The organism is Bartonella sp. AU55XJBT, from assembly GCF_028618525.1.
In genome coordinates, this window is sequence record NZ_JAQITC010000008.1 from 47,336 (window position 1) to 70,008 (window position 22,673).

Annotated in this window: 16 protein-coding genes and 3 pseudogenes; 9 read left to right on the top strand and 10 right to left on the bottom strand. The window is 36.2% G+C overall.

The genetic code is table 11. The features are described 5' to 3' along the window. Positions 1–16: 16 nt before the first annotated feature. Both glnA and PVV70_RS05370 read left to right on the top strand, forming a co-directional pair. Positions 17–1,426 carry a type I glutamate--ammonia ligase gene (glnA, locus tag PVV70_RS05365; RefSeq protein ID WP_273758260.1) on the top strand — a complete coding sequence of 470 codons (1,410 nt, stop codon included), beginning with the start codon at positions 17–19 and terminating at the stop codon, positions 1,424–1,426. 157 nt (positions 1,427–1,583) lie between these two features. Next, positions 1,584–2,135 (top strand): hypothetical protein, encoded by a 552-nt coding sequence (locus PVV70_RS05370; RefSeq protein ID WP_273758261.1) that lies wholly within the window; start codon positions 1,584–1,586, stop codon positions 2,133–2,135. A 32-nt stretch (positions 2,136–2,167) separates the two neighbouring features. Here PVV70_RS05370 and PVV70_RS05375 read toward each other — a convergent pair whose 3' ends face one another. Then, the gene (locus PVV70_RS05375) at positions 2,168–2,950 is read right to left on the bottom strand and encodes an ATP12 family chaperone protein (RefSeq protein WP_273758262.1); all 783 of its coding nucleotides are present in this window, start codon (positions 2,948–2,950) and stop codon (positions 2,168–2,170) included. 659 nt (positions 2,951–3,609) lie between these two features. Here PVV70_RS05375 and PVV70_RS05380 point away from each other — a divergent pair. The 4 genes from PVV70_RS05380 to PVV70_RS05395 are packed head-to-tail and all read left to right on the top strand — an operon-like array spanning position 3,610 to position 7,558. Further along, positions 3,610–4,167, top strand: a complete 558-nt coding sequence (locus PVV70_RS05380; protein ID WP_273758263.1) for a prephenate dehydratase domain-containing protein — start codon at positions 3,610–3,612, stop codon at positions 4,165–4,167. Continuing rightward, positions 4,154–5,350: a DUF6421 family protein gene (locus PVV70_RS05385; RefSeq protein WP_273758264.1), complete on the top strand. Its 1,197-nt coding sequence runs from the start codon at positions 4,154–4,156 to the stop codon at positions 5,348–5,350. Before PVV70_RS05380 ends, PVV70_RS05385 begins: the two co-directional genes overlap by 14 nt. 4 nt (positions 5,351–5,354) lie before the next feature. Continuing rightward, the gene (locus tag PVV70_RS05390) at positions 5,355–6,302 is read left to right on the top strand and encodes a DMT family transporter (protein WP_273758265.1); all 948 of its coding nucleotides are present in this window, start codon (positions 5,355–5,357) and stop codon (positions 6,300–6,302) included. Beyond that, entirely contained in the window at positions 6,299–7,558 is a 1,260-nt protein-coding gene (locus PVV70_RS05395; RefSeq protein ID WP_273758266.1) for an acetyl-CoA carboxylase biotin carboxylase subunit family protein, read from the top strand. The genes PVV70_RS05390 and PVV70_RS05395 overlap by 4 nt, the downstream gene beginning before the upstream one ends. 568 nt (positions 7,559–8,126) lie before the next feature. On the opposite strand, the gene PVV70_RS05400 is transcribed toward PVV70_RS05395, so the two are convergent. The 9 genes and pseudogenes from PVV70_RS05400 to PVV70_RS09825 form a co-directional block, all read right to left on the bottom strand. Next, the gene (locus PVV70_RS05400) at positions 8,127–10,880 is read right to left on the bottom strand and encodes an autotransporter outer membrane beta-barrel domain-containing protein (RefSeq protein WP_273758267.1); all 2,754 of its coding nucleotides are present in this window, start codon (positions 10,878–10,880) and stop codon (positions 8,127–8,129) included. Positions 10,881–11,488: 608 nt separating this feature from the next. Continuing rightward, positions 11,489–11,939 (bottom strand): annotated as a pseudogene (locus PVV70_RS05405) (hypothetical protein). Positions 11,940–12,100: 161 nt separating this feature from the next. Next, the gene (locus tag PVV70_RS05410; RefSeq protein ID WP_273758268.1) at positions 12,101–12,517 is read right to left on the bottom strand and encodes a hypothetical protein; all 417 of its coding nucleotides are present in this window, start codon (positions 12,515–12,517) and stop codon (positions 12,101–12,103) included. 365 nt (positions 12,518–12,882) lie between these two features. Then, positions 12,883–13,281: a hypothetical protein gene (locus tag PVV70_RS05415; RefSeq protein WP_273758270.1), complete on the bottom strand. Its 399-nt coding sequence runs from the start codon at positions 13,279–13,281 to the stop codon at positions 12,883–12,885. Between the two features lie 11 nt (positions 13,282–13,292). Further along, positions 13,293–15,088, bottom strand: a pseudogene (locus PVV70_RS09820) (hemagglutinin repeat-containing protein); the annotation flags it as partial. A 358-nt stretch (positions 15,089–15,446) separates the two neighbouring features. Then, a complete protein-coding gene (locus PVV70_RS05425) occupies positions 15,447–16,823 on the bottom strand; it encodes an amino acid permease (RefSeq protein ID WP_273758271.1) in 1,377 nt (458 codons plus the stop codon). A gap of 450 nt (positions 16,824–17,273) precedes the next feature. Then, positions 17,274–17,636, bottom strand: a complete 363-nt coding sequence (locus PVV70_RS05430) for a hypothetical protein (protein ID WP_273758272.1) — start codon at positions 17,634–17,636, stop codon at positions 17,274–17,276. Positions 17,637–18,068: 432 nt separating this feature from the next. Then, on the bottom strand, positions 18,069–19,607 hold the full coding sequence (gene hutH / locus PVV70_RS05435) for a histidine ammonia-lyase (protein WP_273758273.1): 1,539 nt from the start codon (positions 19,605–19,607) through the stop codon (positions 18,069–18,071). Between the two features lie 100 nt (positions 19,608–19,707). Then, a pseudogene (locus tag PVV70_RS09825) lies at positions 19,708–19,842 on the bottom strand (class I SAM-dependent methyltransferase); the annotation flags it as partial. 408 nt (positions 19,843–20,250) lie between these two features. On the opposite strand from PVV70_RS09825, the gene PVV70_RS05445 reads away from it, so the two are divergent. From PVV70_RS05445 to lipB, 3 genes are all read left to right on the top strand, one after another. Beyond that, positions 20,251–20,877 (top strand): LemA family protein, encoded by a 627-nt coding sequence (locus PVV70_RS05445; RefSeq protein WP_273758274.1) that lies wholly within the window; start codon positions 20,251–20,253, stop codon positions 20,875–20,877. Next, positions 20,877–21,731 carry a YgcG family protein gene (locus PVV70_RS05450; protein ID WP_273758275.1) on the top strand — a complete coding sequence of 285 codons (855 nt, stop codon included), beginning with the start codon at positions 20,877–20,879 and terminating at the stop codon, positions 21,729–21,731. Before PVV70_RS05445 ends, PVV70_RS05450 begins: the two co-directional genes overlap by 1 nt. Positions 21,732–21,876: 145 nt before the next feature. Then, a complete protein-coding gene (lipB, locus tag PVV70_RS05455) occupies positions 21,877–22,614 on the top strand; it encodes a lipoyl(octanoyl) transferase LipB (RefSeq protein ID WP_273758276.1) in 738 nt (245 codons plus the stop codon). Positions 22,615–22,673: the final 59 nt, after the last annotated feature.

Below are 22,673 nucleotides of genomic sequence, written 5' to 3' on the forward strand. Positions count from 1 at the left end.
ATTAAGGAAATTGAATATGACAACCGCATCAGATATTATCAAACAGATTGCAGACAACGAAATCCGTTTTGTTGATTTACGTTTTACTGATCCACGAGGAAAATTGCATCACATTACAATGGATATCGCAGAGATCAGCGAGGATACCTTTAGTGATGGTGTTATGTTTGATGGTTCTTCAATTGCTGGTTGGAAAACAATTAATGAATCTGACATGGTTTTAATGCCTGATCCCAAAACAGCGCATATTGATCCTTTTTTTGCTCAGTCTACTTTGGTCATATTTTGCGACATCCTTGACCCTGTTTCTGGTGAATTTTATCGTAGAGATCCTCGTTCTATCGCCAAAAGGGCTGAAGTTTATATGAAATCTTTAGGTATTGGAGATACAATCAATATAGGTCCAGAAGCAGAGTTTTTTATCTTTGATGATGTGCGCTATAAAACAGACCCTTACAATACAGGATTTAAACTCGATTCAAGTGAACTTCCTTCCAATGATGATACGGAATATGAAACAGGCAATCTAGGACATCGTCCACGAATGAAGGGAGGCTATCTTCCTGTTCCACCGATTGATTCCTGCCAAGATATGCGTTCTGAAATGCTCACAGCACTCAAAGATATGGGCGTGCAGGTTGAAAAACACCATCATGAAGTCGCAGCGGGTCAACATGAATTGGGGATTCGTTTTGATACGCTTGTTCGCGAAGCTGATAAGATGCAAATTTTTAAATATGTTGTGCATCAAATAGCAAACAGTTATGGAAAAACAGCAACTTTTATGCCAAAGCCCATTTTTGGTGATAATGGCTCAGGAATGCATGTCCATATGTCCATTTGGAAAGATGGAAAACCCATCTTTGCGGGAAATGAATATGCCGGACTCTCAGAAACCTGTTTATTTTTTATCGGTGGTGTTATTAAGCACGCAAAAGCAATCAATGCCTTTACCAATCCATCCACAAACTCCTATAAGCGTTTGGTTCCTGGTTATGAAGCCCCTGTCCTTCTTGCCTATTCGGCTCGTAATCGTTCTGCTTCTTGCCGTATTCCAATGAGTTCTTCGCCAAATTCAAAACGCGTAGAAGTTCGTTTTCCAGACCCAACAGCAAATCCCTATTTAGCATTTGCAGCTCTCTTAATGGCTGGTCTTGATGGCATCAAAAACAAAATTCACCCTGGACATGCTATGGATAAAGATCTTTATGATCTTCCCTTAAAAGAACTTAAAGAAATTCCTACCGTTTCGGGAAGTCTGCGTGAAGCACTTGAAGCGCTCGACAAAGATCGTGGCTTTCTTAAAGCTGGCGATGTTTTTGATGATGATCAGATTAATTCCTTTATTCAAGTAAAGATGCAAGAAGTCTTGCGTTACGAAACAACACCTCATCCTGTTGAATTCGATATGTACTATTCTGTTTAAACAATAAAATACGCATTCTTTTGATTTTTAAAATGGAGGCGAAAGCCTCCATTTTTGTGGATATCCGTCTTGTGCAAGAGTGCAAAAGACTTTTTGCTTATCTACTTTTCCTTTATAATCATTTTGAATCTCTTCAAATTAATTAACAAGGTTTCTAATGCCGCGAATTTGTTTTCTCATTTCTATTCTTTTATGCATTGTCCTTATCCCATCAACAACTCTAGCGCATACAATTAGAAACCAAAAACTCATAACCCTTGAACTTGAAAAAGCAACATCTGCTTATAGTAAAGCACTTAAAAATGCCGATGCAGATACCATTTTAAATGCTATCCCCCCCCAAATTATTAACCACTTAACAGCTAAAAAAAATCTTAGTCAATCACAATTTCAACAAATCATGAAAGGCCAAATCGAACAATTGGCAGAAAATTATAAGATTGAAAGTATCCACATTGACCAAAAACAAAAACGTGAAGGTAAACTTGATAATGGCATTCCTTATTTTGTTATCCCCGTAGAGCTTGTAACCACAACAAATGCTGGAAAAAAATGTTCTATTCAAACTGAAATTATTGCCCTACTTCATAATAACCAATGGTATTTTATCCGAGGTAATGACGACGCAATCTTAAATATAATCGATAAAGTGTTTCCTGGACTTGAAAAAGTAAAAACCAATCCTCTAAAAGTTACAAAAATACAATGATCGAGGAAAATATATAAATAAAAGCTTTAACCTTATAAACAAGTTGTAACGATTGTAACAGCTGCATTAAATTCAATTTTTTTATGAGCACGGCGTACCATTGTCTCTTTATCCATTTCCCATTGTTCCATCATCCAATCTTCATCTAAATGAGCAATAGACCAAGCATGATCCGCATCAATTTCTCCCGCAGCGACCGCAAGAGCAATAAGAGCAGATCCCGTTAAAGTTGTCATCACATGGAGTGCTGCAAGCATATAAGGAGACTCAACGCTACGTAAATAATGGCTCACAGCTTGAAGTGCTTCTGGTGATTGTTCCACATGCATCAGCCCTTCTGTCAAATAAAAGCGTGCTCCTAGTTTTTCTTCTGCCCAATTCAATAAAGGATCCCATTGTTTACATTGCCGTTGTACCAACTCTTTAGGGGTTTCTGCACGATAAAAAATCATATCACAAGAAACAAAACGCAATAAATCTTCAAAAACAGCCTGCATATCATCAGCGATACCATCAATAACAGTGTTAACAAGACGTGTCATCGGCATTGTTGCTGGGTCAACAACGTTCTTTTGGCTCTCAAATTCCTGAGCAATGAATTCAGCAAACATTTGCGTTGGTACAAGAAAATGACGCTTTGCAGGCGTTTTAACGGGACGTTCATCTAATAAGATCGCAAATCCCCCCTCCTCACAAGAAATCTTTACTTCTCTATAAAATCGTTTAGGATGTGGTTGGCATAAAAGATTTTGACTCTTCTGGACAGAACTATTTTTATTCGAAGGTCTATCAAAATGATTCAAAATTTCACGCATATTGTTTTACCTCTGACATTTCAAAAAAATGACTTTTTTTCAAAGCTCTATATATCTGATTTAAGATTTAAATTTATCTCTTTCTCTATCTTACAAGAAAAAAATCTTACTAATCCAAACTGATTTTAAAATATATCCTTTATTGAACACACAAGACAATAATGATTGCCTTTCATATATTCAATACAATCACAACTATAAAACAATTTTTTAAAGTATTTATCTTAATTAAAAAGCTAAATATATTGAATTCTATGGCAAAAATGTTCACGCTTTATCACTATGCTCATTATCCACCCACAATAGCATTATTGATATGAACAGTTCAAAAACGCTGCTCATCCCCAAAATGATAGAGCAGTACGGTTTACTATCATCCGCCTTCGCTTAAACCATTTTAATCATTCTCTAACATATCCAATAAATACCCCCTGCGTAGAATTTTTTCTGTTCAATATCTACCCTAAACGACCATGTTCTATGGCATGATAGGATAATAACAAGACTAAATTGTATCGTAAATTTTCTTTCACATATACATATATTTTATAAAATACTATATTTTATAAAATACTAAATTAATTAGTTTATTGTGCTTCATATACTATACATATTGCACTAGTTTAAATTTATTTACATAATTATAAAGAATAGATATCATGCAATCTGAAAATAATATTTTTATCTATACACTTGGCCCTGCAGATACTAACTGTGCAGCTGCAGCACAATGGTGGCTTGGCAATCACAATAAAAATATTTCATCCACTGACTTAAGATCCCGTATTATATTATATGCAACTCTTGAAGAAGCCTTTGAGGAACTTGTCCAGAAAAAAGATGGTTATCTTCTAAGCTGTGCTACTTACCCTGATTTGCATACACTCATATTTACCCGTTTAGATGATATGCAATTATTTGACAGCTTTATCATGCCTACTCACTCTATGGTTTTAGCTAAACGCAACAACACTGATGAAATTAAAACCGTAGCGACTCATCCTGCCCCTCAATCTTTGGCTCATCAATACGACAAAATATTTGCCAACAGCAATGCTGATGCAGCCGTTCTTTGTAATGCTGAAAAAGCAGATGCTTGTATTACAACGTCGGTCGCGGCAAACCGCTATAAGCTGAATATTGTAGAAAGTTTTGGACAAGTGCCAATGGCCTTTTTTCTCCACTCACTAAAGTCAGCTTATCATGAAACAATCTGAAGCACTTCTTTCCATTGTTAACTTGGTTGACAAATTCCGTATGCGCCAAGAACGAGATGGGAGCATTAAAGAACCAATTTTAGCAAATCGTAATATGATCAATGAATTGATCACTTTGTTGAACCACCACGTAGATATCATTGACGGATTATCTCCAGAACTTTTAGCTATCACTTCTGATGATCTTCATCAGTGGATGCTCAACGGTCTAACTATCCCTCCTAAATTTGATAACACTTTAGCTGCTTTCAAAGCACCATTACCAGATGCTCCTTTGTTTTTCTTGGCTCCAATGCGTGCAACAAATGGACCTGATCCAGAAGGATTCCGGTTGGAATTAGTTACAGGATATCATCATGAAACAGCCTATCTGGCTGACGCCTCAAAATATACAAATAATTATGTAGCACCATTTCAATGTATAAAAATGGGAATAGCATCAAAGGGGTTTTTAGAAGGCAATTGCATTGTACTATTTCCAGAATCTGTAGCAACTGCTAAAAAAATTGATAAGCAAGCATTTGCTTTGTTTTTTTTCAGTAAATTCTTTGATATTTACAACAAGCAGACAATTGTGGAAGCTGAACGTTTACTCGGTCGAGATAGTAAATTCCTGTTCGGTCAATTGCATAGTCGTAACTTATCTAAGGAAGACATTTACGATGCTCGCTGTTTGTGGGGCTATTACCATGACTATGCACATCATACTGGACCGCGGCCATTAGATAAAAATCTGTATATAAAATTAAATTGGTTTACAGGTCTTCTAGAAGAAACTAAAGTTGATTTAATTACAGTGCGTATTATGCTACAAAATCATCCAAAATTTTGGAAAGAAATAACGGAGTTTGTCCTATTAGAACGCATATTCCGTTATCCAAAAGGTTCTGATCAGCATATGACATTCGATGCTGGTACGGGGGTCTTACTTTTTGAAATATTGATGCGTAACAAAGCATTGATTGAAACAAATCAAGGTTATCTTCAATTTGATTTGGAGCGTCTTGAAAAAGTAATAACATTGATGATAGAAGATATAGAAGCACTTGAAACATTAGATGATGACGCTTATTTGGCAGGAGCTAAAGATTATATCCAAAATAATCTTGGAAAGCCGCAAACTTCACAGTCAAGATTTAATTTTTCGACATCACACTATGCACAGCGCGTTATTGGGGATTAAATCGTTGAATTTCTTAAAAGGACGGTTATTCTTATTTACCTTTGCCATTCTCGCATTGTTTTCCATAAGTTGGTTATTATCTAAGAGTTTGGTGAGCAATATACCAGTCATGCATGCAGTTGGACTGAGGTTGTGTGCAACTGCCGCCGCTTTATGGTTGATGGCACTTTTTCGTGAGAAAGCTGTTTTCAGATCCCTACCATTACTTTCTATGATACCTTCTTTTTTAATTCTCTCAGTGTTAGGATTCTCGCTGTATTTTGTATGCAGCTTTGGTGCATTAAAATCGCTCAAAGCCAGTGATTTAACGATGGTGCTTGCTACTATTCCAGGTATTACCTATATATTGGGAACACTGACGAATAGTCTTATGTTTTCATGGTTCAAGCTTATCGGTATGATCATTGTCAGTGTAGCGGCTATAGCATTTAATATAAACAGTGTAGAGGTGGGATATTACAGCCTAATAGGCATAGCTCTTGCTTTAACAGCAGCATTTTCTTACTCTGCTTATGGCTTATTGTCTAAACGTTATCTTAAAAATTTACCTTTGCTCACCTCATTGGCTTGGATCACAACAATTTCTGCAGCATCGTTTATGCCATTATTCATTTTTGATCCTGCTCCACTCTTATATCTTAAGTTAGAAGATATATTGAAGATATTGATTTTAGGAACTGTTTGCTCGGCACCCGTTTACGTATTATATCAAAAAGTTTTAGCTGAGGGAGGCGTATTATATGCCAACACTATTGGCGTATTATCTCCTTTTGCAGTGGTTGCATGCGAATGGATCATCGGCTCGAGCTCTTCTCTCAACATGATCAAAATAATTACCATGATGATGGCTGTTATAGGGATGTCACTCTTATTTATAGATGCATCAAAGGTATCTAAATGGCAACAGAAACGCCATTCCAAAAATTCCAAATTTAATGAGGAAATAAAATGAAAAAACTCGCGTTAGTTTGCCAACGCAATGCAAAACTACCCTTTATATTTGAAGCAGCACAAGCCGCTAATATCGAATTAGTCATGATCTATGATACCGCTGAAAACGCTCCTATTCAGCTACCTGCAGCAGTCACTTCAACTTGGCAACTTCCCATTTTTGATAATCCAGAGGCAGCTCTAGACGCTTTTGCAGCAGGCGTAAAAGAACGCAATATTTGTGGGGTTATGACCCTGCGTGAAGAAGCCATCCTATGGACCGCTTTAGCTGCAAAAAAAATCAATACTCCAAGTATTGAACCAGAAGTAGCAGCATTAACCCGAAATAAATATCTCATGCGTCAAGCTTTTGCTAAAGCAGGACTTAGAACACCAAGATTTCTTTATATAGATAATCCAGAAGACCTATCACAAGCGCATGCCTTAGACTATCCGCTCATCATTAAACCCATCTCTGGATGGGCAAGTACAGGCGTAATGTTAGCTAAAAATTCCACCGAACTTCCTGATCTCATTAAAGCCGTCTGGAATGTTCAACATAAAGACATGGCACGTTTTAATGATACAAATAAGCCTTTAGGTTTAGTTGTTGAACAGTATTTGTCAGGAAAAGAGTTTGTTGTAGAATGCTTTGTTGATACAGCAGGTGTACATGTTCTAGCGGTTGGCGACAAAGGACAACCGGAAGGACCATGGTTTGAAGAAACAATTTATCGTCAACGCCGTGATCTAGATGATCCTCTCGTTATTGCTTTATGTGAGGTTGCATGCTCTGGGGTTAAAGCTCTTGGTATAAATATGGGTGCTGCCCATGTAGAACTACGCCTAGATGCCAATAACTTGCCTTATATCATTGAGATCGGTGCTCGTATCGGTGGATCGGGTGTCTCCCATTTTATTGTGGAGCAAGGCACAGGGGTTTCATTTGCAAAACTTTGTATGAATGCCGCTTTAGCTGAACAAACCCCCGACCTTCCTGATATACTCCCAGCTAAAAAAGTAGCTGCAAATTACATTATCCCTCTTCATGGGTATGGACGCTTCTGCGGATTTTCAGGTCTCGATAAGGTTGCACAACATCCTCAAACTACCAGAACAATAATTTTCTTTAAAACTGATCATATCTCACCACCTCCACCAGCATTTGGTGGATATCCTGGTTTTATTTTCTCTGTTCATGCCTCAGATCAAGAAGCACACGATTACCATAAATGGCTTGATGATACCTTAAGTATTATATGGAAAACCGATATTTAAACACCCTGATAGAGATATTTCTACAACTCTTAATGTTGATATGAATCTTATCAAGACAAGCACAATTACAATGCGATTACCTAAAATTTTGCAAAAGCCTTCTCCTTAAAGGAAATGTTGAGTTTAATAATGATAATTGATCCATAACTTTGCATACTCTCCCTCTAAAAGAGAGGCATTTACACACACTCACATGCTTTTAAAATGCTTCTTATAATCTATAAAGCGAAGTGGAAATACGAAACTGTGCATTTTACGCATCATCTTTTTTTACTTAACAGAAAAAGCACCCAATTAAAAACCAACACTCCTTCCTATTATACTTGATATTCACCTCCTTAAACAACGGTATTTTACAGCATAATAGGATAACAGTGTTGCTATTTTAAAAGCTAATGACGGATGCATCTCATATATTCGTAGCCCCAAAAATACAAATAGATTTAGAGTTTCATTGATAAATTTTTTTAAAGCATTTGAATTCTCTATCAACCAGATAAAAAAATTTAAATCAAAATGATCCTTTTATATTTATGAAAACACATGGATTATTTTTAAAAAAGATTTACTAAAAATGATAACGCAATCCACCAGAAAAACGAATGCCAGAAAAGCCTGCCTTGGTTAGCTTATGCTGATAGCTAAGATTACTGTGAAGTGTAACTTTAGAAGAAAATTGTGCATTAATCCCCAAACCTGCTTCTAAAGAAGAACCAAAAGCCCCTAACTGGAAAACATCTTTTAGATGAACAAATTGTTTTTCACCAAAACGATGAGCAAGATGAATATTGCCATTTAAAGAAATAATACGATCCTTTTCAGATGCCGTAAATGTTTTACTTAAATACCCTCCAATACGCATCAACCATTGATCTGCTTTTTTCATCTCAACATCAAATCCATCAATATCACGAAACTTATCAAATTGAAGATGTTGATAAATAAGCTGAATCTGCGGATCAAAAAGAAGACCAGCCTGTCCTGTCATAAACGCTTTACCAACAGACAACGAAACGCTCAGAGGATTTGCTTTTAATGTCGCCGTCTTACCCCAAGCATGAGTAAGAACATCGCCTTTAACCAAACCATAAGATAAAAGACCATCTCCATAAAAACCCGTATTGTGTTTCACACGACCGTATGCCGTAAATGCCCATTTATTAAACGGACTCTTTTGACTTTGTCCCACGCCACAAGGCTGTAAGGAAAGTTGTCCATAGGTTCCCATAATCCCAAAAGATGTCGTACTATGTGCCCTCTCTATTGTTTTGAGTAAAATATCTGTTTCTATAGCGTTATAATCAACACTACCATCATACCCATATTCAAAGGCAGAAAGATCTGAGACATAACGATGACTCCCACTATAACCATGAACAGATAAAGCAAAATTCCCTTCAGATTTTAATAACTTACGAGAAATAGACCGCGTCGCTTGCAACTGCTTTTGTTGATTACTGATATTGATAATCCCCACATGAAACAAAGCATTTTGTAACAGAAGATAAGTCGGAACTTGTGGAACAACTTCCCTAATCTTTAACTCAGAATGAGGAATAACAGACGTCCCTAAAGCAGGCTGAATATATTTACTTTCAAGGCGGAAATCCCAAAAATCTCCCTCTCCTTCAACCAATCTTTGAGAAGTTTGCGCTTGTCCAAGAGAAGAAGTTGGACCATAGGCGTTAAGATAATACTGGTAAGGCGACCCCTCTAATGCAATATAAGCATGATTTAACTGAAAAGAATCTTCTGCTGCTGTTCCAGAAACCTGAATAAGTGAAATACTATGAGCATTCTCACCCGTTGCTATTTCCCCCTGATTTTCTACAACAAATTGCACATAAACTGTCGTTTTCCCAGAAACATCCCCCTGTATCAAAAGCCGATCGGTCTTTGTATGATCAAGCAAACCATCACTCCTGAGATGTGTATTGAGATAAATATCCGCCCTATCTTGTGCACTATAAACTTCTTTTTCTCCCTTCCCAATATAAAGCGTCTGATACTCGTGCAATATTGGCGTTTCAAAAGCAATAAAACTATCAGAAAGTTTTATAAATGAAATAAACGAACTTGTACGATTTTCAACGTGCGAATCTATCTCTCTTCTTCTTGTCAAAAACCACTTTGATCCTCTTGTCAAATAAAGCTCAGCAATAGAAGCATCATCAACACGAGTCCCTCCTATCAATGAAGAAGAATCAGCCAAAACTGCCACACTCCCCCCTTTTTCAGCTGTTAATAATAAATCACCAGAAATTTTTGTGCCTTCTGTTACTCCAATATAACTCCGACTGTCATTACTATGAATAGCTGTTCCAGCTGGAACCTCAAAAACCGTCCTTTTCAAAAAAACAAGTCCCTGTCCATACGTATTATTCTCCCCTCCCATTTCAAAATTCATACCATGTTTGTTCCCTATTGCTTTAATTGTTGAATCTTCAATATTAACCCGCGAAATTAAAACATTTCCTTCCCAAACGTCCCCAGATTGTGTGTTAAAATCTTGTCCAACCGTTAAAACATGAACATCCGTAGAAACAATATTCGTATTTTTTAAATAAACAGAACCCTGCTGTTTTACATTGAAAACTGTATGTGCAATTTTTTTATTTATATTTTCTCTATCTTCTATTTTTTGACGTTTTGAAGTAATGGTAACATTATCTAAAGTTGCACGCCCCCCTCTCCCCACATAAAGCGCAGCGGCATCATTCACATCAATAAATCCTCCTTTCATCTGAATATCCGCATCAGCACTAACGAAAAGAGCACTCTCTTGACCAATACCCTGACCCTCTACTTTAATTTTTGTATTCGTTAACGTAACAGATGTCCCTACCTTCTCTGCATAAGCAGCGACCTGAGAAGCTTCAATTGTTCCACGATTGACCTCAATTATTCCACGATCAGCTTTAAGACCTATTGACACATTTTTAAAAGCTGAATCGTTCAAGACAATTTTTCCCCCTCGTGATACATCAGCCCCATAAATATCTTCTATACCTGCAGTACCTTCAACCTCTATACGCATTGCCTGAATAACTGTATTGGGCTCCTGTACACCTATAGCAGCAGACAAATTGATAGAACTCTCCTCCTCATTATTTGATTTAACAGGTGCCGTGAATTTATATATTTTATCGCTAATTGTATGCTTTGCACCATCACTGCATTCATAGGGTAATTTGTTTTCGTCACATGACAGTGATACCAATGAGCGAGAATGCGCCTTAACATTTGTGTTTAACAAAAAAGAAAAAATAGCTGCTGTAAAAACGCACGAATACAAGCGATTGTGAGATACCTTGATTATCATTGCTTTTCAAAACTTTCTTTTTTCAATAAAAACAAAAAATGCTGGCAAAACAATAAACTGTAAATTAAATGCAATAAGAATAAAATAAACAAAGTTATTTTATTATTTTTCTGATAAATGACATCGTTTCATAATATGTTTTGTATTTTATGTAAAGAAAGAACAAAAAATTTAAAATATCATTGAAGATGGCAATCTCTTTAAAGATTCATACCACAAATGCTGGGAACTATAACCCAAAGCATCAGAAAATTAATCTCAAAAAAACGCGCCGAAATGTAAATTTTGAGGGAAAATAATATTTAATTTATCTCATTTTTCAAAAATAAAAATACAACAAAATGAGAACAATTTTTAAGATTCAAGTGATCAAAATATATTAATAAAATATCATGCAATGAGATACAGTAAAATCTATAACCACATTATTTTTTAACCACAACAAAAGTCCCAGGAAACGCGCGCTGAGATGTAAGCTAATGTACATAATTTCTACATTAAAGCTGCCAGCTATCTAACAAAAAATTGAATAAACAAAAAAACTTCTCATTAATGTCCTACCCTCAATGATTTGAATGAATTAATGAAATATTTTAAAGATGAATATTTCACTTTTTCAAAGCTTTTTTTATTTTCTGGCTTTTTTTATCACTCTCAAGCCGTAACATCAAATCTCACTCTTGTTTTGTCGAATTGGCTACAGCACAAAAATATCATTGTCCATAACCTGCTGATAGGCTGCTACCATTAAATTGACTAACAATGAATCACTTCGTGGCACTGATGAAAAATAAATTCCTTTTTATCCTGCAATTTGTAGTGATAACCTGCTTTATGTCATACACTCATAAATTGCTGCAAATTCACTCGCGCGCGAATCCATATTTTCAGAAGAAGTGTAGATTGGTTTCCAACTACATTTTGACAATACTTGTAGACCACAGACTTATTAACACCAAGCTTTTCCCATAATGCCAAAGTCGATGGAGGAGGTTTGTTGACACACCCAGCCGAGCTTAATAAAACTATAGCACTCAATAATTTCATTATCTCTTTCATTCCCCCTCCTTTAATATTTACGATAGAAAGACTGCTAAGCTTGGTAATATTTGCTCACATACAAGATGACTTTCGTTAATATATAAACATTGAAAAAAATAACTCCACCCCCATACAAGAACGAGAATGTGAGAACTTTTGATTACAATAGCCTTAAATACTTAAGGTTGACATTCAGGTTGTTCTTTATGTTCTTCACAATGAGGACTATTTAAGCGCTTCTCTACACTTCGCTGAGGAATAACAGCATCAGGCTGACAAATTGGAAGGTTTTCATATTTCTCACACCATTTTACCCTTCCCAACTTATCTTGGAAACCTGCTTGTATCATGCATGCATTCACAGACTCCTCTGCATTGAACTTTTCATCGGTGAACTTTTCATCGGTACTTTTTTCTGTATCAAGACGCCCATCAAGATGCTGAATTCCACACTCCAACAGAGCTTTTTTAATCTCAAGTTGATCTGCACCAGACTTTTCCCATGCATCTACAGCCGTTCGCGAAGGCTGTTCTGGATAACACCCAGCCATAACAAGTAAGGCTACCCCGCTTAATAATTTTGAAATCTGCTTCATTTTCCTATCCTTGAATAATTTTGATATTACGAAACAATCTATAAATTATTTTACATGCTGCGTTTTCATTTTAAAAACAATGATGAACATTATCAACTTTTATTATTGTTTATCTTTTCCAATAATTATACCGTTTAATATTATATCAAAAGTACAGCAAAATTACTACTAAAATCATATTCTATAAACGTTATGCTTAATAATTATGCTCAATATTTTGATTACAATTGAAACAGATATTTTTATAAATTGTTGTCCTACATTTGTAGACCTCCTAGATAAAAAGTGATTAGTTGAGGAAACAATCCCGCATGAGGACGGGAATACATGGAAGTGGGGATTGTGCTTTCCATAAACAACAAGACTTAAGGTTTGCATTCAGGTGCATTTTTATATTTTTTACAATAAGGGCTGTTTAAGCGCCTCTTGACACTTGGTTGTGGGAAAACAACACCAGGACGACAATTGGGAAGGTTGTCTTCTTTAAAAGTATAACACCAATTACTTCCGCTTTTATGGTGAAAACCTGATTGGACCATGCAAGCATCAATGGCAACCATGTCATTAGGAGTGAGCTTTTGAGTTTCTGGATCGACATCATAAGGGGTTGGCATGCCACATTCTAACAATGCCTTTCCTACTTCGGTAAAATCTGCTCCTGGTTTTTTCCATACCCCTAAAGAAGATGTGGGTGTTTTATTAAACTGACATCCGGTGATATTGAACAGAGTTACAGCGCCTAATAGCTTTAGAGTTTGTTTCATTTTTTACTCCTTTATTTAATTGAAAAAACTTGTACTCTATGAGGTAAGCCATAGCGCCATGTACATTTATCACTCATATCTCCAAGGCAAGTATGGGAACTTATGGGATTTCCGATTACTTTCCACCATTCCGTCAAAGCATTGCTGCCAGCAGGGATTGTCTCGTAAGTATAGCCATTGCCACCAATCCATCGGCTTACAAAGTCATATCTATGCCCATCAAAACCAACAGTGGTTTGTTTGCCATCACTAAACATAAGCTAACAGACCTCTTGCAGCCAAAACATTCGCCGCTGGTCCATGGAAGCTAATCGTTGTGTTTTTAGCTATCCCGTGCACGCCTTCTTGTTTGAAAGAATTCATCATATTAGAGCCTGTTAAACTGCCACGACTATGGGCATCAAAATGCAATCCTGTGTTACCATAATGAGACATCAGATCTTTTGCTTCTTGTGTGGAATTGGTCAGACCCCAAAAATTATTTTCCATAAACTTCTGATATCCCGCCACCAAAAGTTCTGAAATGGCAGAATCAGCTTGCGGAAACACAACAAAATAAAGCGGTACATTTTTATCTTCCGCATGCTGCACTGCATAAACAGCCGCCTCATAAGCTGGCGTAAAGATGCCATTGAGAGACACATACACCTTGCCATCAGAGCCTTCTTGCAAATGCTGCTTTTCTTCTTCCGTTAAATAATGAAACTTAGGGATTTTTTGTCCACGAGCGTCTTCTATAGGCTCTCCATTTTCATCTTTTTCGTAGATTATATTGCCCTGTTCATCACGGTCGACCACAGCGAGAGGATGTTCTTTGATAAACATGGTTTTATAAGAGTTATCGCTGTATTTAAACCCTTCTTCTAAGAGTTGCGTGGCCATTTCACGGTTTTCGTGGACGATTTGTTCTAGCTTGCCTACATCGATGGGTGAGACACCCTTATGGGCTGTCGCAATATCGCAGTTAAGGGAAGCAATAGCTTGGTCCCCATTTTGCCCCGTCAGTGCCATTTGCCCGTCTTCATTGGTTATCACAATGGTGCCATCGCTGATGGCGGATTTGGTGTAACCTTCCTCTGAATCCTTAACTTTGGAATGATCTAAAACATTTTTGGCAATATTTTTTGCAACGCCATATTTGCCTTGATCCATCGGCTCCCCCAGAAATGCTAAAACCATGGCTGTTGGCTTGAGCATGGGCACTGTTGGCAATATCACTGGTGCTGATGCTTCCGGTGGTCAGTGTTGTTTTGTCTTTAACAGTAATCTCAAAGCCACCATCACCCGCTTTGATGCCGGATTGCTCCACAACACTATGATAATCGCTAGAGGTTTTATCCTTGTTCAAGGCAATATTGGTTGAAGCTGCATCCGCATTTTTCCCACCATTATAACCAATGGAAAGAGAGTTTTGCTTGCTAGTGGTTTTTCCCGTATCACTCTGGCTGGTTATGGTGAAATTGCCCCCCACGTCTGCTTTGACTTGGTTTCCAGAAACTACGACGCCATTCAATGTGGTATCTCCTCCACTGCTGGTATGAACTGTTCCGGTACCTACAACATGGCTGTTCTTGTGTTGCACTTGTTCACTAGAACCTTTTACTTTACCAAAGGACGCATTCCCCATCCACCCTGAACCACTCGTGCTATAGATGTAGCCAACATTCATGGAAGCACTTTGCGAATGATTTTGCATATTTTGCGTGTTTTTTGCACTTTCAAAGGTGATATCTTGCACCGCTATCAGATTAATATTCCCGCTCTGTTCATCATTGATCAGAGGATTTGTGCCAGCGATAATATCGGCTTTTTTAATAACAAAATTTAAAAACTCAATTAAAAAAAAGCTTATAAAATAATTTCATTGGCCAATTGAGTATAGATGAAAAAAACATAAATCGAATAATAGGAATAATTCTGACGATAACTTCTCTTATGAAATAGAACCTCATTAATAAGTTTAGAAAAAGATATTCCCTCTAGCCTTGTATTTAGTATTTATATGATGGAGTTATTATCATAAGCAATGGCTCACAAAATATTCCAAAGCAAAACGACAACGAGCAGATTGTTTTCAGTTTAGATTATCTCAATCTTTGGAAGATAACAATCGAATACCCGTTTTCCTGAAGACATCAGCAATTTCTTTTCAGCTTAATCTTTATTTATTGCAGTTTCTTTTGCTTAAAATTGTAAAATTTAAGGGTATAGAAACAAATAATAAGCCAAGCAATCCAACTAACACCAACAATTAAAACTGGTCGCGTTTCATCAAAGTACCATAAGAGAATAAAAATAAAAACCATAAATAAAATAGAAAAAATCGACCCCATTGGCCAAAATGGAATAGGAAAGTTTAAACCATTCTGTGCTTCTTTAGGCATCTTAATTCGCATAAAAATTTGCGAAAGTAGAATCATCATCCAAACAAAAACTGTCGCAAATGTTGCCATTGCTGCAATAAGAAAAAAAAGCTTTTCATGATAAAAATAATTAAGAACAGCACCAAGAAGAAAAATAGCAAAAATCATCAAAATAACAAAAACTGGTATACCGTTTTTTGATAAATATTGAAACTTCTTTAAAGCATAACCTTCCTGCGATAAACCATGGATCATACGACAAGCACCATACATTCCACTATTCATTGCCGAAATAGCCGCTGTAACAACAACAATATTTAAAATATTTGCTGCATATGAAATCCCAAGATTTTCAAAAATGGATACAAAAGGACTATCCATAAGACCAATCTCATTCCAAGGATAAAGAGACATTAAAATAGCTAATGTCATGATGTAAAAAAGCAAAATACGAACTGGAGTAGAATTAATTGCCTTTGAAATCGTTTGATGAGGGTTTTGAACTTCCATGACTGCCATTCCAATGATTTCTATACCACCAAAAGCAAAAACAACAACACTAAAGCAAGCTAAAAAACCAAACCAACCATTGGGAAAAATACCACCATTCTTCCATAAATTATGAACAGTAACAGTAGAAAAATGAGTACCTTCACCCCACCCAAAAAAAATAATTGCTATTCCTAAAATAATCATCGCAACGATAGCAATCACTTTAATAGAAGACAGCCAAAATTCTAGCTCACCATAGACTTCTACAGCAGCTAAATTAATACCTGTGATGATGAATGTAATACTCAGTGCCCATACCCAAGGAGCAACATCAGGATACCAAAACCCCATATAAGTCGCAAAGGCTGTAATATCAGCCAAACCAACAAGAATCATCTCAAATACATATGTCCACCCCGTTAAAAAACCTGCCAATGGCGATATGTAATTTGCCGCATAACGAGCAAAAGAACCAGGTAATGGATTATGAAGAATCATCTCTCCTAAAGCCCGCATAACCATAAAAATAGCTAAACCAGAAATACAATAGGCAATCAAAACACTGGGACCCGCAAGCTTAATTGCTTGGGCTGATCCATAAAAAAGACCTGTTCCAATAGCTGAGCCAAGAGCTAAAAAAATAACTTGGCGCTTACTCATCCCTCGTTTCAGTTCATTTATTGCCATTGCTTTCCTTCTTTATTAAAATGTTGGCGAAAATCCACACCACAATAAACAGCTTTATGATAAATAAAGCCTCATATTTCTTTCACAAATATATTTCAAAAACCAGCTAGTCCAACGCTTTGCTCTAAACAATAAAAAATACTTATATGGCAAATTATACAGTTTTTATAACCTGCAATTTCGTATTATTTTATTGAAATAAAGTGATAATGAATTTTTTTATAAATGTCATTTAATTCATTTCGTATTCTCTAATTTTTTTACAAAGAAAATTAGCCTTAATGTAGTGTGATAGTGTAAACTTTTAGGCTTCTATTTCGGTGCACTGAAATAGAAGCCTAAAAGTTCATAATAAGCGCATTAACTATGCGTACAATTAATTTTTTGTGACTTTAAGCAAACTCTCTTTGGGCCCATAAACCAACTTTTAAAGCCAATTGAAGAACTCAATCAGTGATAAAGCGAGTCTCGCCAGTTTTTAAAAGTATGAGAAAGTGTATCTACAGCCCATCTTCTAAGGACTCCAACAGCCTTAACGACAAGCTTTCCGATGAAAAAAAAATATACGGTAAAAATAGCATCTTTGACTGTTGGTCCAATAATATCTCTCTCCTTTCCTCTGGGAGTTTGCCCTGAGATATTACTAAAACTTTTGTTTTTCGCCGAAACAAGAAGCTCTTTCTCTTGAGCTACCATTATAATAAAAATGTCCTCTGGAAAGCTACCTATCCTAAAATTTGCATGAACCTCAAGAATTTGTGAAAAACAAAAAAGAGTTGTTGTTAAAATACATAATCTAGTACTTTTAAACATTTAGTTCTCCTTTTTACTTAAAATACAAAAATTGAACTATAAGATTCATGAAGTATTAACAAATAATTATAATATAAAATAAAATTTTTATTTTATATAATACATATAAGATAATTTATAATTATAAAAATATAATATTACAATATATAATTTTTGGATATTATTTAACTTAGATTAAAAATCTCTGATAGGAATCATAAAGTATATTTACTTTAAATTTATAGATTATAAACTTATTGTGATAAATTCAGATCACTATAAAGTAAATATAATAAAATATCTAGTTTGTTACAAACAGCAGATATATACATAATTGATTAAATTATTCAAATATAGTATTGATATTCTATATTTTTATATGAGGAAGTTTCAAAATCCAATATCCGCCCTTCCTCATTGACCTTAAAACAAATATCGACCTTAAAACAAATATCATTGAAAACTTAATGAAGGAAAAATTGGTTCTGGTAAAACAGATAATAAATGCCCTTCACGCACTAATATATGCACTTGATGAAGATCTGGAGCCATATAGCGATCTTCCTTAAGAGAAGCGATATTTTTGCGTAAACATTCCATAACAGACTGCAAAAGAGTACTTGTTTTTAAAGGTGCACGATATTCAATTCCTTGTGCTGCAATAAGCGTTTCAATGCCAATAATTGTAAAAAGGTTTTCGCTCATTACCAATAACCGACGAGCACCATGGCAAGCCATTGAAACGTGATCTTCTTGATTGGCTGAAGTTGGTGTTGAATCAACGGAAGCAGGATGAGCCATTTGTTTATTTTCAGACATTAAAGCTGCTGCTGTTACTTCAGCAATCATAAAACCTGAATTAAGACCTGCATTGTGGGCTAAAAAAGCCGGAAGACCATAAGAAACTGCTGGATCAACCATAAGAGCAATACGCCGTTGAGAAATAGATCCTATTTCACACAAAGCAAGAGCAATCTGATCAGCAGCAAATGCTACAGGCTCAGCATGAAAATTGCCACCTGATACAACCTCACCATTTCTTAAAATTAACGGATTATCTGTAACAGCATTTGCTTCAATAATCAGTGTTTTTGCTGCTGCTCGCAAAATATCAAAACATGCCCCCATAACCTGTGGCTGACAACGTATACAATAAGGATCTTGTACACGCTCATCACCCCGTAAATGTGCTGTACGAATTTCTGAATCTTCTACAAGCTTTTCCAATGTTTTTGATACGGCAATCTGCCCATAATGGCCTCGTAAAATATGGATATCAGGATGAAATGGTGCCGTTGATCCCATGATGGCATCTGTCGTCAAAGCCCCTGCCAACAATCCACCACACAATGCCCTATAACCTCGAAAAAGACCGGCAAGTGCAAGTGCTGTTGATGTTTGTGTCCCATTAATGAGAGCTAAACCTTCCTTTGCCTCTAAAATAATAGGAGATAATCCTGCTTTTTCTAACGCAGCCGCTCCACTCATACGAACATTTTGAAAAAACGCTTCTCCTTCTCCCATCATAACAGCTGCCATATGAGCGAGTGGAGCAAGATCACCTGAAGCGCCAACAGAGCCTTTTTCAGGGATAACAGGAATAACGCCCTTTTCAAGCATATTTTCCAGCAAATTAACCAACTCTAGACGAACTCCAGAGGCTCCTCTTCCTAAAGAGATAAGCTTCAAGCTCATCATCAAACGCACAATATTTTCAGAGAGAGGTTTTCCCACTCCACAACAATGGGATAAAATAAGATTTCTCTGTAAAACAGTGACTTTGTCCGCCCCAATTTTAATGGAAGCCAATTTCCCAAAACCAGTATTAATCCCATATACAGGATCGCTTCCAGAAGCAATTTCAGCAATGCGCCGTGCTCCTTTCTCGATAGCTAAATGCGTGTCATGATGAAGTTTACTCACTTCACCATTAAAATAAATAGCTTCAAGTTCGCTAAGTGTTACCTCACTCGGTTTTAGTATAATCGTCATAATTTTCTTTCTTTATTTAATTGAAGTATAATTTTTAACATTATTAACCCTTCTATAAAACCTATAAAATAAAAAAGATATAATCACTCTTTGAATAAAAATGCTTTTTATTCTTAAAAGGGAGCAACATGATCTTGAAAAAGTGAAGGAGGCAGCGAGGAGGATAGCGATCACAATCATCAGCTAATCCGTCAAACTTTTCATTTTGCGATTGAACGTTTTGCAATGTAGGAATTTTCCCCCTTCTTCATAATTGTTGATACCCATAATTCAAAAGCTTTTTATCTAATAGGTTAAGCATGACTTCTAAAGGAGGAAAAATGTGAACTGCCTCTTCTTTTTATAAGCTTGATACCGACATTCTTCTTTTCCTCAATTGTTATTTGCTACGTTCTAAAACAAAAAATCCTATGAAAATAATATAATCTTCTGTAAGAATAATTGATAGGAATAGTGTTGATCTTTCACAAGATGACATTTATACTCTCACTATTATTTTCATATCAACAAGTCACTTAAGCGTGCTAAAAACGCAGAGATATGTCAATTTATTGATAACAATAACTGTTTATAAAATTCAAAATACTTTCCACCAGTAAGATAAACCCTATATGATACATAAAATATCTGTGGAGACCTCTTTATGTTAAATGGACAAACTTCTTCAATGTTTAAAATATTAAAACAATTTTCAATCATTATTTTTTTGGTAGGGTTCATACCATTTTTAAGTGGCTGCGGATTTAATACGATACCAACAAATGAAGAAAAAGCACACGCAGCGTGGAGTGAAGTGCTCAATCAATACCAACGCCGTACAGATCTCATTCCCAATCTTGTAGAAACTGTCAAAGCTTACGCAGCCCATGAACAAAGTGTTTTTACAAATGTCATTGAAGCACGTGCCAAAGCAACACAAGTCAACATCAATGCAGATATGTTGAATAATCCGGAAATTATGCAGCAATATCTCAAAAATCAAGCAAATTTATCAAGTGCACTTTCACGGCTTATGGCAGTTGTCGAAAACTATCCGGATCTTAAAGCAAACCAGAACTTTCTTGCTCTTCAATCGCAACTAGAAGGAACTGAAAACCGTATCTCCGTTGCGCGCCGCGATTATATCGAAACAGTTCGTGCCTACAATACAGCACTCAAAACAATGCCGACAATAATTTGGGCAAAATTATGGTTTCGTGATGCTAAACCGATGCCGACTTTTACCATCGATACGGATAGCCAACAAACTCCAAAGGTTAATTTTAATTAATGAAATCATTTCAACACACTATAAAACGTCGTTTTTTTCGATGTTTATGGATTCCTTTGAGCATTCTCTATTTGATCATTGCATGGGGGAATGTCACTCACGCACACACTCAATTTCCTCCCTTAACCGGCTATATCAATGATATAGCTCATTTACTTGATCATGAAACAAAGAAAAATTTAACGGAAAAACTTGCTACACTCGAAGAGAAAACAGGAGATCAAATTGTTCTTGTAACGCTCCCTACTCTTTTGGGCAATGATATAGAGACATACAGCAATTCTCTTTTTCGCACATGGAAGTTAGGTCAAAAACAAATCAATAACGGCGTATTAATCGTCATTGCCCCCAATGAACGTAAAGCACGTATTGAAGTAGGCTATGGTCTGGAGGGAGAACTAACAGATGCCATTTCCTCTGTCATCATTAATAGCTTCATGATTCCTAATTTTCGTGAAGGAAATTATCAAAAAGGAATTGTCGAAGCCGTTCATGCAATTATCAAAGTGATCACACAAAGCGATGCTGATTTTTCTTTTCGAATCAATCAAAAAGCTAAAGCTGTTGAAGAACAACGTAAGCAAGCTGCAAAAGAAGAAATGATTATAAATACAATCATGTTTCTCATTCTCTTTATAGCAGTGGGGTTGCCCATTCTTGCTATGATTTTTGGTCAAAAAATAGGTCCACGAAAGTATCTTTGGATGGGTATTGTCTTCACACCTTGGTTTTTAAACTTAAATGCGAGCGGTAGGACCCCTGGTGGAATTTTTGGTGGACATTCAGGAGGAGGAGGAGGATTCAGAGGAGGAGGTGGATCATCAGGTGGTGGTGGTGCAACAGGAAGATGGTAAAACGAACGTAACGCGTTTTTTTAATAAAATTCATTACATTTCTCATTAAAATTCATTGCATTTCTTATAAAGTGTCTCTTAATCTTACGCTTTTGTTATTTTTCTGATTACAATACAAACTCAAACATTAAGATAAATATTGCCAATGACATTTGAATTGAAACATAGAGACCGTAGTCACTTATCACATCATTTTAATGCAATTCTAGGGAATCCACCCGTTGAATGGAAAATAAGTGATCATTTGATTGAATATCCTGAAGCACTGCGTTACATGCAAGAACGTGTGGAAAAAATTTTTGCAAAAATGGCCCATGAACAGGTTTGGCTTCTTGAACATCCTTCCCTTTATACAGCGGGGACGAGTGCAGATAAAAAGGATCTTTTAGCGCCTCATTTATTTCCTGTTTACGAAGCAGGACGTGGAGGTGAATTTACCTATCACGGACCAGGACAGCGTATTGCTTATATTATGCTTGATCTTAAACGTCGAAAACAAGACATCCGTGCTTTCATTAGTGCATTAGAAGAATGGATCATACAGATGCTTGCGCGCTTTAATATTAAAGGCGAACGCAGAGAAGATCGCGTTGGTGTCTGGATTAAACAGTCTCATGGTCCATTAAAGCAAAACGATCTTTCTTCCGAAGATAAAATTGCAGCGATTGGCATTCGAGTGCGCAAATGGATAAGTTTTCATGGCGTCTCTATCAATGTTAATCCTAATTTAGCCCATTATTCAGGAATTGTTCCTTGTGGAATTACAAACCATGGTGTAACAAGCTTTCTTGATCTAGGGTGCCCTGTAAAAATGCATGATATTGATATTGCTCTCAAACAGGCTTTTGAACAAATTTTTGGTCCAACAATTGATGTTCCCTAACTGCATTGATTTTTAAATAAAAAACAGGCATAAAATTTATTCTAATAAATATTTTATTT

Bases quoted from the DNA above. Each gene is read 5' to 3' on its own strand.
- glnA (WP_273758260.1), top strand. From the start codon at position 17: ATGACAACCGCATCAGATATTATCAAACAGATTGCAGACAACGAAATC.
- PVV70_RS05370 (WP_273758261.1), top strand. From the start codon at position 1,584: ATGCCGCGAATTTGTTTTCTCATTTCTATTCTTTTATGCATTGTCCTT.
- PVV70_RS05375 (WP_273758262.1), bottom strand. From the start codon at position 2,950: ATGCGTGAAATTTTGAATCATTTTGATAGACCTTCGAATAAAAATAGT.
- PVV70_RS05380 (WP_273758263.1), top strand. From the start codon at position 3,610: ATGCAATCTGAAAATAATATTTTTATCTATACACTTGGCCCTGCAGAT.
- PVV70_RS05385 (WP_273758264.1), top strand. From the start codon at position 4,154: ATGAAACAATCTGAAGCACTTCTTTCCATTGTTAACTTGGTTGACAAA.
- PVV70_RS05395 (WP_273758266.1), top strand. From the start codon at position 6,299: ATGAAAAAACTCGCGTTAGTTTGCCAACGCAATGCAAAACTACCCTTT.
- PVV70_RS05400 (WP_273758267.1), bottom strand. From the start codon at position 10,880: ATGATAATCAAGGTATCTCACAATCGCTTGTATTCGTGCGTTTTTACA.
- PVV70_RS05410 (WP_273758268.1), bottom strand. From the start codon at position 12,517: ATGAAGCAGATTTCAAAATTATTAAGCGGGGTAGCCTTACTTGTTATG.
- PVV70_RS05415 (WP_273758270.1), bottom strand. From the start codon at position 13,281: ATGAAACAAACTCTAAAGCTATTAGGCGCTGTAACTCTGTTCAATATC.
- PVV70_RS05425 (WP_273758271.1), bottom strand. From the start codon at position 16,823: ATGGCAATAAATGAACTGAAACGAGGGATGAGTAAGCGCCAAGTTATT.
- PVV70_RS05430 (WP_273758272.1), bottom strand. From the start codon at position 17,636: ATGTTTAAAAGTACTAGATTATGTATTTTAACAACAACTCTTTTTTGT.
- hutH (WP_273758273.1), bottom strand. From the start codon at position 19,607: ATGACGATTATACTAAAACCGAGTGAGGTAACACTTAGCGAACTTGAA.
- PVV70_RS05445 (WP_273758274.1), top strand. From the start codon at position 20,251: ATGTTAAATGGACAAACTTCTTCAATGTTTAAAATATTAAAACAATTT.
- PVV70_RS05450 (WP_273758275.1), top strand. From the start codon at position 20,877: ATGAAATCATTTCAACACACTATAAAACGTCGTTTTTTTCGATGTTTA.
- lipB (WP_273758276.1), top strand. From the start codon at position 21,877: ATGACATTTGAATTGAAACATAGAGACCGTAGTCACTTATCACATCAT.